Here is an 11271-nt window from a genome sequence, read left to right as displayed (position 1 = left end):
GTGGACCGAAGCCTCGACCGCGCGAAGCTGCTGGCAGCCCGCTACAAGGCGGCCGAGGCCCGTCCGTACCTCGCCTCCGCGCTGTACGCCCTGACCGTGGTCCCCTCGGCCGGGGTACGCACCATGGGCGTCGACCGGCACTGGCGCTGCTACGTCTGCCCCGCCTTCGTCGAGGCGACGCCGGTCGTCGAGCTGGCCGGGGTGTGGATACACGAGGTGGCCCACCTGCTGCGCGACCACCACGGCCGGGCCGAGCGCCTGCCGGCCGCCGAGCAGCGCGACCCCGTGCGGGTCAACATCGCCCAGGACTGCGAGATCAACGACGACCTGCTCGCCGACGGGCTGGTGCTGCCCGAGGGCCGGATGGAGCCCAGGCTCTACGGTCTGCCCACGGGCGGGCTGTTCGAGACCTACCTCTCGTCCATTCCCCCGACTCCGCACGGGCCCGACTGCGGTTCCGGTGCGCACGGCACCCCCGTGCCCTGGGAGCTCGGCGAGGACGGCGGCCCCGCCCGGGTCGGCCCGGTGGAGGCGGAGGCGCTGCGCCGGCAGACCGCCCAGGCCGTACGCGCCCACCAGCGCACCCGCGGCCGGGTACCCGAGGGCTGGGCCCGGTGGGCCGAGGAGCTCCTGGAGCCTTCCGTCGACTGGCGCCAGGCCCTGGCGGGAGCGGTCCGCGAGGCCGCGGCCTGGGCGGCCGGTGCGGTGGACTACACCTACCGCCGCCCCTCGCGCCGGACGCCGGCCCTCGGCGGCCGGGTGGTGCTGCCCAGCCTGCGCAGGCCGCTGCCGCGGGTGGCCGTCGTGGTGGACACCTCGGGTTCGATGGGCCCGGACGACCTCGCGGCCGCGCTGGCGGAAGTCACCGGCGTCCTGCGGGAGGTCGGGGTCGGCGGCAACCGGGTGGCCGTCCTCGCGTGTGACGCCGACGTGCACGCCGTGACCCGGGTACGCAGCGCGGGCGAGGTGGCCCTGGCCGGCGGCGGAGGCACGGACATGCGGGTCGGCATCAGCGCGGCGCTGGCGATGCCCGACCGGCCGGACGTCGTGGTCGTGCTGACCGACGGGTACACGCCGTGGCCGGACGAGACGCCGTCCTGCCGCCTGATCGCCGCCCTGATCGGGCAGGCCCCGCCCGTTCCCCCGTCCTGGGTGGAGACCGTACGGGTCGCAGACTTCGGCCCGTCGTAGGCTGCCCCGGGGTGCGCGCGCTCAGCCGTGAGGAGGCAGCCGCAGGTGCAGGTGCAGGTGCAGGGCGAAACGGCGGACGGCGTCGGTGAACGCCTGGGGATCGTCGAAGTTCGCGAGATGGCGTGCCCGCGGGATCAGTTCGATGCGGGCGTCCGGATGGACGTGGGCGAACTCCCGCTCGCCGGAGCGGAAGACGGAACACAGGCCGCCCGCTCGCCGGAACCGGTACCGACCTGACCGAGCCCTTCCAGCGCGGAACGGAACGCGTACGCACCGGCGAGCACGCCGGCGCGGGCCTCGGTCCGGCCATCGTGCACAGTGTCGTCCGCGCCCACGACGCAGCCCTCGACCTGTCCCCCCGCCCCACCGGCGGCCTCGTCGTCACGGTCCGCGTTCCGGCCGCGGCGTAGGCCGCTCGCCGCGGTGGGGGCTGGTGGGCTGCCTCAAGGGGCACCCCGGTTGCACGGCTTGATGTGCGTCCGGGCAGAGTGCCCGCGCCAGGCGGCGATCGTTGGTTTCGCGTCGGCGCGTCAGCTGATAATGCTTCAGGCCCCCTGGTCACGATGGGTGTGACCGCTCACGGGGATGTGGCCGGCAGCCGCCTGGTGCGGCTTCCCTGACATACCGAGAAGGCGATCGCGTGAGTCCCAGGCAACCCCGCTCGACGCGGAAGACCGACGACCAGCTACCGCAGTCCTCACGCCAGTCCGCCGCTCCGCAGCAGGCGGCCGCACCGCCTGTGGGGCTGCTGGGGCTGCAGGCCGGCGCGGGCAACGCCGCGGTCGTGCAGATGCTCCGTCGGGCCGGCCAGCTCCGGGACCGGGAAGAGCACCGGCACACGGACGGCTGCGGGCACCAGCAGCCCGGGCAGCACGCGGTGCAGCGGTCCGCCGTGCACGACGTCCTGCGCGCCCCCGGGCGTCCCCTGGACGCCGCCACCCGCACCGACATGGAAGCCCGGCTCGGGGCGGACTTCTCCGACGTCCGCATCCATGACAACAGCGCCGCCAGGGACTCCGCCGCGGAAGTCGGGGCCCGTGCCTACACCTCCGGCAGCCATGTGGTCATCGGCGCCGGCGGCAACGACAAACACACCCTCGCCCACGAACTCACCCACGTCATCCAGCAGCGCCAGGGGCCTGTCGCGGGCACCGACAACGGTGCGGGGCTCAGGGTCTCCGACCCGTCGGACCGGTTCGAGCGGGAGGCGGAGGCCAATGCCAGCCGGGTCATGGCACCCGGGCACCAGGCCGCCGCGGACGTGCAGCGCCATGCGGCACCGCCGGCCGCGTCCGGCTCCCGACCCTCGGTACAGCGCGTCGAGAACCCCCAGGACCGGTTGACGGTCGAGTACTGGGAGGACAAGGCAGGAGTGGGCGGATCCACCTCTGCGGCAGCCAAGGCCAAGTCCGCGCAGATCGCCGCTTCCAAGAGGGCGGCGAAGGGGTTCAAGGCCAGCAAGCCCGCGCGCACGATCGACGAGATCGTGAGGACCGTCGGACCTCAGCTCCTCGCCAGTCTGGCGAACATGCCGCAGGACGCCGGGCGGTTGGAGCTGTACAGGTCCATGAGTTTCGACGAGGCCCACAGCGCCCTCACCTACTGGGGCGACGAGGCCTCGCGCAACGAGATGACGGCCTACATAGCCGGCGGCGAGGGCACGGGTAAGGGGTTTCGGGAGAACGGGTACACCGGCATGACGATCGGTGCCCATCTCGGCGACCAGGGTCAGGCCGACAACTACTACGAAAGCCAGGGCGACCCCTATGCCGTCCAGCTGAAGTTCACCTTGAAGCCCGGCGCCCACGAACTCCTCTTCAACCAGGCCCACATGGCACTCGGACCGGGTTACAAGAACGACCTGATCCGCAAGGCGAACGACGGAGGGTACAAGAACGCGAACGCCAACGAGGGCACGCTGGGCGGGTACATCGGCGTGAAGGCCGAGGACAAGGAACCCTACAGCCTGGGCATCGCGCAGGGTAACAACGGCAAGAACGGCAGGGAGCTCGGTGCGAGTCAGCTGCTCTTCCAGCTGTTCGTCGAGAGGGTCGAACTCGTGAAGAACAGGTCCGGGAAAGACCTGCCCGCTGTCGCAGCCCCGCAGGAACTGACCGCTTAGGTCGTCTCCGCGGTCGCGGATCGCCGTGGATGCCCGGGGCCGGTCCCGTCCGGGGCATCCACGAAGCCCACGATGCCAGTGCTGAGGCTGGAGAGGCCTGCCGGCCACAGCATCAGATCGAACCGACGACCTTGCGGGGAACGACCCGGACCACGACGCGTGTGGCGTCGTCGACGGAGGCGGGGTTGAAGTCCCGGTAGTCCTTGCCCGTGTACTTGCGCGAGAGCTCGTTGATCAGCTCCTGCCCGCCCTCCGTGGTCAGCTCGGCGGTGCCGCGCACCTCGGCGTAGGTGTACGGCGCGTCGGGCGGGTTGATCATCACGGTGATACGCGGGTCACGGCGCAGGTTCTGCTCCTTCCTGCGCCCCTCGGTGGTGGAGATGAGCAGGTCGTCGCCGTCGCGCATGAGCCATGTCACGGACAGTTGCGGGCTGCCGTCGGGCTGGATGGTCGCCACCGTCGCGAACATGGGGGAATCGTCGATGATGCGCTTCAGATCATCGGAGAGTGCAGCAGACACGGGCGCAAGCCTTTCCGGAAGGGCGTCCCGCACCCACGGCACGGAACCCGACAACAACACTGACCCTGTGTCACCATAGCCCTCGACGCCACGACGCAACGTCACCACGCGGCTGCCGGCGTCCGATCGCGCCGCCGCCCGCCGGGCCCTACCCGGACGTGGGGCGGCCCGGCAGGGCCGTGCCGCAGCCGGTGCAGTAGCGGGCGTCCGCCTCGATCGCGTGGCGGTGGCAGCGGGTGCAGACCGCGTGGAGCGCGCACGGTTCGGGGGCGGCGGCAGGGGTGCTCCGCGCGGCAGGGGTGCTCCGTCCGATGCTCATTCCGCGGCGCCTGCGGTGTGTGGTCAGGACGAGCAGGCCCTCGGGGCCGGCCCGCAGCGCCCGGGAGGTGCCGCGCGGCAGCAGGCCGATGAATCCCGGGGTCAGCCGGGACTCGATGCCGTCCAGGGTGAGGGTCCCGCCGCCTTCGACGACGACCAGCATCACGTCGACCTCGTCCTCGGTGTACGCCGACCCTCCGGTCCCGGGCAGGTGGCGCACCAGGTTCGCGTCCAGCTGCCGTTCCGCACCCACCAGCCGCCACAGCGCGCCGCTCTCCCCCTGCGCAACCGCCGCGACCAGCCCCGCGACCGTTACGAACTCCGCCTCCCGCACAGCTTGCCTGTCCTTCACACCCGAGCCGAACCTCACCGCACCACACCATCATGATCTCCCACTCGTGGCGAACGGGCAGACCGACAACATTCGCGGGCCGTGACTGTCGGTCTCAGTGTGCATGTGATGCGCGTGGCACGCGTCAGCCGAGCTCACCGCGTGCGTTCGCGGGCGGGTCCGCCAGCCAGTCCCGCGTAGGGTCGTACTCCAGCCAGCGCCGTTGCCGCGCTTGTCCTGTGCAGGCCGCGGTGAGGCTGTTCAGGCCCGGGTGTCCGTTGCCGGTGCGCCACAGCAATGACCAGGCGTACAGCGGCGTGGGGTTGACGAGGGGGACGGAGCGCAGCCCGGGGACCTCCGGCAGGGGTACGTCGGCGGGCAGCAGGCAGAAGCGGTGGGGGTCCTGTGCCACCTCGGCGAGGAAGTGGGCAAGGCCCAGATTCACGCTCGTGGCCCTGTTCCGGATGCCGAATCGCTCGGCGAACCGGTGGAGGAAGTCGAGCCGTTCCAGCGCACCGGGGGCCCACATCACGCTGTCGCGCAACTGGTCGGGCCGAAGCTCCGCCTCGGCCGCGAGCGGATGGCCGGCGCTCAGGACGGCGTCCACCGGTTCGAGGCGGACGAGGCGGTGTACCAGGCCGGTGGGCAGAGGCGGGTGGACCCGGCCGAAGGCCGCGTCGATGTCGCCGCGCAGCAGCGCCTCCGTCACCGACGGGAGATCCCGCCCGTGCCCCAGCACCAGCTCGCCGGCCTGTCCCGCGATCTGGGCCAGGGTCCGCATCGGTGCGTAGAGGTGCCCCCAGACGTCCACGTGCAGCGGGCGGTCCCGCCCGGTCGCCGCGGCGACCGCGGCGTCGGCCGCGGTCACGGTCTGCCGGGCGGGTGGCAGGAAGCGCTGGCCGGCCTCGGTGAGGCGCACCCCGCTGCCGTCACGCCGGAACAGCTGGGTGCCGAGGAGGGATTCGAGTCGCGAGATCCGTTTGGACAGGCCCTGTTGGGTGATGGCGAGCCTTCCCGCCGCCCGGCCGAAGTGCAGTTCCTCGGCGGCGTGCACGAAGGCACGCACCTGCGCCACGTCGAGATCCACGGCTCCCACCCTAGGCGACAACCAACGGTTGTCGGCCGTGTCCGTGCGTTGTTGGACCAGGGGATGGCCTCGGGCGTTGGATTCCCGGTATGCGAAGACTGATTCCCTCCACTACGCCGGCAGGCGCCCCGTACGGCTCCGATCTCGCGGCGCTGGTGCGTCTCGTGAAGCGGGGCCGGCTGCATCCGGAGACCGGCTCGGTGACCGGCCGGGCCGAGACCCCCGGCACACTGGTCGCCCTGCGAGAGCGCCGCATACGCGGCAAGGCCGTGCTGGTGACGGGAGGGACCCGGTGAGCGTCCGCGAGTTCGCCGCCGCCCAGTACACGCGCGCGGTCGGCGCGGGCCTGGACCCGCCCGAGTACCGGCGCGTCACCGACGGCCTCGCCTCCCTCCCCGACTGGGGGCCGGCTTTCGCGGACACCGGGCACGCCTACCTGCGGCGTGCGCAGAAGGCGGCGTCGTCCGTCTCGGCGGGCGAGCACCTGTTGACGGCGGCCCGCTGGTTCCACGTGGCCACGCTCGCGCCGTACACGCAGGCCCACCGCGCCGCCGTCGAGGCGGACCAGGCCCTGGGCCGGGCCCTCGCCGCGCTGGAACCCGGAGCGCGGCGGGTCAGCGGCGAGGGATTCACCGGCTGGCTGCGCGGCCCCGCCGACGCCGCCGCCACCGTGGTCGTCGTGCCCGGTCTGAACTCGGCCAAGGAGGAGTTCCTCGACCTGTCGTCCGCGCTGCTGGCCAGGGGACTCGCGGTGTTCGCGATGGACGGCCCCGGGCAGGGCGTCCTCGCTGCCACGACCGTCTTCAGGCCGGACTGGGAGCAGGTCGTGAGCCGGGTCGTCGATGCGCTCGGTGTCCCACGCATCGGGCTCGTCGGCCTCAGCCTGGGCGGCTTCTTCGCGGCCCGGGCCGCGGCGATGGAGGCCCGCGTCGCGGCGGTCGCCACCGTCAGCGGCCCCTTCCGCCTCGACTGGGAGGAACTTCCCCCGTCGGTACGGGACATCATGGCGCAGCGTGCCGGAGGGGAGCGCGCCGCCCGCGATTTCGCCCGTGAGGTGGACCTCGCCGCCCTGGCATCGCGCATCGCGGCCCCGCTGCTGGTCGTGGACGGAGGCCAGGACGTCATCCCCGGCGTCACGAACACCGAACCTCTGGCCCGCCTGGCCCCGCACGGCGCCTACCTGTCCGTCCCGCACGGCGATCACCTCCTCGGCAACGCACGGTCCGACTGGCTGGCCCCCCTGGCCGACCACTTCCTGCACACCCTGAACGGCGGGGAGGCGTAACGCCCGGGCCGCCGCTCCGGTTGTGGGAGCGTGACGGGTGTACAGGGACCGGGACGGGGGCTGCGCAGGTCGACGTTTCTGAGGGCGGGCGCCGCGGCCGCCCTCGGGGCGGGCCGCGCCGGCCGCGCGGTCGGCGGGGATCCCGCCAGGGCAGCCTGTTCCGCGGGGCTGCAGGTGGTGAAGGTCCGCGATCTGACGGGCCCCGGCATCACGACGCGCTTCCGGATGGACGCCACCGACCTCGGCATCCCGGTCCGGACGCCCGACGGGCGGATGCTGTTCGTCTTCGGCGACACCTTCGAGGAGGCACGGGTGGGCGGCGGCTGGTGGCGCTCGCCGGTCGGCCTCTACTCGGCCACGGACCGCCTCGACGAGGGGATCACCTGGAGCGGGGCGGTCGGCGGACAGCATGCGCAGCAGCTGTGGGCTTACGAGCACGACAATCCGCTCTTCAGTACCCAACTGCCCTCCGACGTGCTCGCCGTCGGAGGCAGCCTGTTCCTGCACGTCAGCGTGCACAGGGGGTGGGGCAGTGTGCTGTGGAGCGAGATCTGGCGGTCGGATGACTCGGGCGCGCACTGGCGGCACACCGGGGCCCGGTTCCCGGGGAACGCCCACGGCGGGCTGTTCCAGCTGCTGACCTGGGCGCTCGGGGACGACGGTTTCGTCTACCTGTATTCGACCGGCTACGGCCGCAACGGGCCGCTCCTGTTGCACCGGGTACGTGCCGGGGCCGTCGCCGAACCGGCCGCGTACGAGCCGTGGGGGTATCGCGCGGGATCGTGGGGCTGGGGGAACGCGCCCACGCCGGTCCTGGACGGCGGCTTCGGGGAGCTGTGCCTGCGGCGGCTGGACGGGCGCTGGCTCCTGGTCTGCTTCAACGCCGCCGAGGGCCGTATCGAGGCCTTCGTCCTGGACCGGCCCACCGCGGACCTCGGCACGGCGTACCGGCGGACACTCATCCACGGCACGGCCTGGGGGCAGGAGGCCGGCCCGTACGTCGCCCAGCCCTACGGCGGCTACGTCGTCCCCGGCTCGCGCCTCGACGACCTGCACCTGACGGTGAGCCAGTGGCGGACCGGGACCGAGACCGGCTGGCCGTACCGGGTGATGCAGTTCCGGGTCCGGGGGCTGGAACCGCGCTGACGGCCGCCGGGCGGGGGCGGGGGTCAGGTCCAGCGCTGCGGATCGGATCCGTCGCAGGCGCGGGCCGTCAGGGACGTGGGGCCCGCCGCGAGACAGGTTCCGGCGGCCAGGTTGCGGAGCTGCACCGTGCCGTCCTCCCGGCCGGTGACCGTCCATTCCTGATGCGTGGAACTGTCGCACGAACGGGCGCGGGGGACTGTCCCGCTGTTGTCCAGGCAGGCTCCCGTGGCCCGGTTCCGCAGGTCGCCGGGGCCGGAACCCTGCGGACGGAACTCCCATTCCTGGTAGTGGAGTCCGTTGCAGGGCCAGCTCCGCAGCCCCTCGACGCTGTCGTCCAGGCAGGTCTCGGTGGCCTTGTTCCGGAACACGCGGGCCGCCGCGTCGGGGTCCGGCGACCCGCTCAGCAGCGTGGTGCCGGCGACTCCCAGGGCCAGGCCCGTCAGCAGTCCGGCCGCCGTCCACCGCCAGCGTCCGTAGGCGGACGGGCCGGCGCCGGGCCGTCCGCGGAGCGGCGCCGTGCCCTCGCGAACCGGCGAGGGCACGGTAGCCGGCCCGCCGGCCTCCGCCGCGGGAGACGGGGAAGGGACGCGTACGGGCACGGGCACTGGCCCGGACACCGGCGGGGCTGTGGCCGGTCCCGCACCGGCGTCCGAACCGGCCGGCTGTCGGCTCTGCGTCCGGTCGGCGGCTTCCCAGAGCGCACGGTAAGCGGCCGGGTCGGTGTCCATGGCCCGGCAGATCTCCCGTACGACGCTCCAGGGCGGCACCGTCGACCCGCGGAAGTAGCGGGAGAGGGAGGAATCACTGATCAGCGCCCGCTGCTCCAGGTCCCGCAACGTCATCCCGGATCGCTGCTGCAGCGCCCGCAACGCGTCGCCCAGCCGCCGGGCGGCCGTGGTGTGCCGGTCGACGCCGTCAGGATGACTCATCCGTGCCTTCTTCCCCAGTGGAAGGTCGCCGAGGCGAGGGTCGAGGTGTCCCGGAGCGGCGCACCTGTCCCGGGATACGCCCGTCCCCGCAGGTCAGGAGGTTAGGGATCCCGATATGGGCGAAGCAACCGGGACAAGGTTGCGACACCCTGACGGACCGCCACAAACTTGGAGCATCCAGTCGGCGGTTCACCCCTCAAGGTGAAGAACGCGGCGCCCCTCCCCCGCCTGTCGTGCGGCACAGGTGTGCCCGCCGCCGGCCCGTTTCCTCCCCACAAGCGAAAGGTCCATCAGCAATGCGCTTCGACACCCGTACGGCCCGGAACCTGTCGGCCGGCCTGGCGCTCATGCTCCTCCCCCTGGCCACCGTCGAAGGAGCCGCCGGCGCCGCGGAGTCCGGAAACCGACCCGGTACGGCGGCAGCGGCCGCGGTGGCCTACAGGGTCCAGCTCAGCAACCGGTGCCTGGACGCCGACACCAACCACATCAACGACAACCCCGTGAAGGCGCAGGTGTGGGACTGCAACTACGCCGCCAACCAGCGCTGGATCCTGGAGCCGTCCGGGGCACTGAGGGTCGACTTCAACAACAACAAGTGCCTGGACGCCGACACGAACACCATCAACAACGACGGGGGCACGGTGCAGCTGTGGACCTGCAACGGCCAGCCCCAGCAGATCTGGGACCGCCGGGCCGACAACACGATCCGCCTGAGGTACAACGGCAAGTGCCTGGACCACGACACGAACAAGAACCACAACGGCGGAAGGGTCCAGCTCTGGACCTGCAACGGCAGCCCCCAGCAGACCTGGCGCTGACGGTGTCCCCGGCGGCCCGGGCCGCCCCCTGAAGCCCGGAGCGGAGCGCGGGGCCGACGGCTTCCCGCTCCGCTCCGGCAGTTCCGCCGCCCCCCCGGGGGGCGGGTGGCTCACTGACTGCCGAGTGTCATCCACCGTTCGGGCGCCTCCAGCGGGGCGAAGCCGATCTTGGAGTACACCGCGTGCGCGTCGGCGGTGGCCAGCAGGACACGCCGGAGGCTGTACGGGGCGAGGTGATCGCGCACCGCGGTGACGAGCGCGGTGCCGATCCCCTTGCCGCGCACGTGCGGGGAGATGTACACGTCGCAGAGCCAGGCGAAGTCGGCGTGGTCGGTCACCACGCGCGCATAGCCGACCTGCGCGCCGGAAGACCGTTCGTAGACGCCGAAGTTGAGGGAACCGGCGATGGCCCGGTCCTGCTTCTCCCGGGACCGGTCGCGGGCCCAGTACGCGTCCTGCGAGAGCCATTGGTGGACCAGCGCGTTGTCGATCCGTGCGGAGTCGGCGGATATCTCGTATGCAGCGGGAAGGAGAGTGGTCATGGCTGCATCCAAGCAGTTCCGGCCACTCCCCCACCGCTGGATTTCGCTCGGTGCCTGATCATGGAGCCGTGTGGACGTCGCCGGCGACCCGCCGGCCGGACCGCTGCCTCCGGGTCGGAGCCGGCCGCCCGCGCAGGATCATCTGTGATCCTGCGCGGGCGGCCGGAGGCTTCAGCTGTACACGAGCAGGTGGTCGCAGGTGTTCGTCCCGCCGGTGAGGGAGGAGTCGCTGTTGAGGACGTAGAAGGTCCTGGCGAATCCCGTCGCCGTCATCTTCGGTACGACGATCAAGGTCTGGCCGGCCATGTCCAGCCCGAACCTCCGCACCACGTACAGGTTCAGGAGGTCGAAGAGGTTCTGCGTGAGCGTGTCGAGCCGCAGGATCCGGTACGTGCGGTCGCCCGTTCCGTCCGAGCCCGTCACGGCCGCCTGATACTGGGTGTCTCCCCATTGCGACGGCTGGGGGGCGACACGTCCCGATGCCTCAAGGTCCTGTAGCCGCCGTTGCGTGCTGGTCCGGACGGCGGCCATGTGGATGTGCAGCTGGTTGAGCTGCCGGGCGGACTGCGAGTTGATCCCCAGACCGATGTACGGGGACTGGACGGGGACGTCTCCTCCGGAGCGGGCGTTCTCCCATGCCTCGTGCCAGTAGTTCGCGACGGTGGTCGTCACCAGGAACGGGCACTCGATGCCCGTGATCCGGCAACTCGGCAGGAGGAGGTAGTTGTGCTGGTTCTCGGGTTTGCCGTGCAGCACGACGTAGTTGGGCATCGTCTTCAGGCAGTCCGGCCTCTGCCCGGACGGCGGGACGATCCCCTGTGTGCAGTACTGCACGTCCTGCCAGAGCGGGTCGTTGTCGGTGGGGCTGCCGCAGAAGGGCTGGAGATGCGACGGAGGGCAAGGGCTCTGTCCGGATCCGGGCGGAGCCGGATCCGTGGGACAGGGGCAACACGGCGGATCCCCGGCGGCGGAGCCCGGCCCC

The 11271-nt window shown here is 72.1% G+C and carries 13 protein-coding genes and 1 pseudogene; 7 read left to right on the top strand and 7 right to left on the bottom strand.

Annotation, left to right across the window (positions count from 1 at the left end; all coding sequences use genetic code 11):
- Positions 1-1191, top strand: coding sequence for a VWA-like domain-containing protein (locus tag ACFWFZ_RS03515; RefSeq protein WP_387115911.1), 1191 nt, complete (start codon positions 1-3; stop codon positions 1189-1191).
- Positions 1192-1212: 21 nt separating this feature from the next.
- Here ACFWFZ_RS03515 and ACFWFZ_RS03510 read toward each other — a convergent pair.
- Positions 1213-1389: pseudogene (locus ACFWFZ_RS03510) on the bottom strand (alpha/beta fold hydrolase); the annotation flags it as partial.
- Between ACFWFZ_RS03510 and ACFWFZ_RS03505 the strand changes: the two are divergent.
- Positions 1314-1601: an ATP-binding protein gene (locus ACFWFZ_RS03505; RefSeq protein ID WP_387115908.1), complete on the top strand. Its 288-nt coding sequence runs from the start codon at positions 1314-1316 to the stop codon at positions 1599-1601. The pseudogene ACFWFZ_RS03510 and the gene ACFWFZ_RS03505 overlap by 76 nt on opposite strands.
- Positions 1602-1831: 230 nt before the next feature.
- A complete protein-coding gene (locus ACFWFZ_RS03500; RefSeq protein WP_387115905.1) occupies positions 1832-3313 on the top strand; it encodes a DUF4157 domain-containing protein in 1482 nt (493 codons plus the stop codon).
- A gap of 112 nt (positions 3314-3425) precedes the next feature.
- On the opposite strand, the gene ACFWFZ_RS03495 is transcribed toward ACFWFZ_RS03500, so the two are convergent.
- The 3 genes from ACFWFZ_RS03495 to ACFWFZ_RS03485 form a co-directional block, all read right to left on the bottom strand.
- Positions 3426-3833 carry a PPOX class F420-dependent oxidoreductase gene (locus ACFWFZ_RS03495; protein WP_387115902.1) on the bottom strand — a complete coding sequence of 136 codons (408 nt, stop codon included), beginning with the start codon at positions 3831-3833 and terminating at the stop codon, positions 3426-3428.
- A 148-nt stretch (positions 3834-3981) separates the two neighbouring features.
- Positions 3982-4503 carry a hypothetical protein gene (locus ACFWFZ_RS03490; RefSeq protein ID WP_387115900.1) on the bottom strand — a complete coding sequence of 174 codons (522 nt, stop codon included), beginning with the start codon at positions 4501-4503 and terminating at the stop codon, positions 3982-3984.
- Positions 4504-4627: 124 nt separating this feature from the next.
- On the bottom strand, positions 4628-5569 hold the full coding sequence (locus ACFWFZ_RS03485) for a LysR family transcriptional regulator (protein ID WP_387115897.1): 942 nt from the start codon (positions 5567-5569) through the stop codon (positions 4628-4630).
- 89 nt (positions 5570-5658) lie between these two features.
- Here ACFWFZ_RS03485 and ACFWFZ_RS03480 point away from each other — a divergent pair, with 89 nt between their 5' ends.
- The 3 genes from ACFWFZ_RS03480 to ACFWFZ_RS03470 are packed head-to-tail and all read left to right on the top strand — an operon-like array spanning position 5659 to position 8000.
- Positions 5659-5865, top strand: a complete 207-nt coding sequence (locus ACFWFZ_RS03480) for a hypothetical protein (RefSeq protein ID WP_387115894.1) — start codon at positions 5659-5661, stop codon at positions 5863-5865.
- Positions 5862-6854, top strand: coding sequence for an alpha/beta hydrolase (locus tag ACFWFZ_RS03475; protein ID WP_387115891.1), 993 nt, complete (start codon positions 5862-5864; stop codon positions 6852-6854). Before ACFWFZ_RS03480 ends, ACFWFZ_RS03475 begins: the two co-directional genes overlap by 4 nt.
- Positions 6855-6884: 30 nt before the next feature.
- Positions 6885-8000 carry a DUF4185 domain-containing protein gene (locus ACFWFZ_RS03470; protein ID WP_387115888.1) on the top strand — a complete coding sequence of 372 codons (1116 nt, stop codon included), beginning with the start codon at positions 6885-6887 and terminating at the stop codon, positions 7998-8000.
- A 23-nt stretch (positions 8001-8023) separates the two neighbouring features.
- Here ACFWFZ_RS03470 and ACFWFZ_RS03465 read toward each other — a convergent pair whose 3' ends face one another.
- A complete protein-coding gene (locus ACFWFZ_RS03465; protein ID WP_387115885.1) occupies positions 8024-8929 on the bottom strand; it encodes a helix-turn-helix domain-containing protein in 906 nt (301 codons plus the stop codon).
- A gap of 296 nt (positions 8930-9225) precedes the next feature.
- Between ACFWFZ_RS03465 and ACFWFZ_RS03460 the strand changes: the two genes are divergently transcribed.
- A complete protein-coding gene (locus ACFWFZ_RS03460; RefSeq protein WP_387115882.1) occupies positions 9226-9747 on the top strand; it encodes a ricin-type beta-trefoil lectin domain protein in 522 nt (173 codons plus the stop codon).
- A gap of 110 nt (positions 9748-9857) precedes the next feature.
- Here ACFWFZ_RS03460 and ACFWFZ_RS03455 read toward each other — a convergent pair whose 3' ends face one another.
- Both ACFWFZ_RS03455 and ACFWFZ_RS03450 read right to left on the bottom strand, forming a co-directional pair.
- Complete coding sequence (locus ACFWFZ_RS03455) at positions 9858-10289, bottom strand: GNAT family N-acetyltransferase (RefSeq protein WP_387115879.1); 432 nt, start codon at positions 10287-10289, stop codon at positions 9858-9860.
- A 171-nt stretch (positions 10290-10460) separates the two neighbouring features.
- Positions 10461-11123, bottom strand: coding sequence for a CDP-diacylglycerol diphosphatase (locus ACFWFZ_RS03450; RefSeq protein WP_387115876.1), 663 nt, complete (start codon positions 11121-11123; stop codon positions 10461-10463).
- Positions 11124-11271 lie beyond the last annotated feature (148 nt).

The organism is Streptomyces sp. NPDC060232 (genome assembly GCF_042726555.1).
Taxonomy (GTDB): Bacteria; Actinomycetota; Actinomycetes; order Streptomycetales; family Streptomycetaceae; genus Streptomyces.
Note: the sequence above shows the minus strand (reverse complement) of the source record. Positions and strands in the feature narration are given on the sequence as shown.

Coding starts and splice junctions, on each gene's coding strand:
- ACFWFZ_RS03480 (WP_387115894.1), top strand. CDS start 5,659: ATGCGAAGACTGATTCCCTCCACTACGCCGGCAGGCGCCCCGTACGGC.
- ACFWFZ_RS03465 (WP_387115885.1), bottom strand. CDS start 8,929: ATGAGTCATCCTGACGGCGTCGACCGGCACACCACGGCCGCCCGGCGG.
- ACFWFZ_RS03460 (WP_387115882.1), top strand. CDS start 9,226: ATGCGCTTCGACACCCGTACGGCCCGGAACCTGTCGGCCGGCCTGGCG.
- ACFWFZ_RS03455 (WP_387115879.1), bottom strand. CDS start 10,289: ATGACCACTCTCCTTCCCGCTGCATACGAGATATCCGCCGACTCCGCA.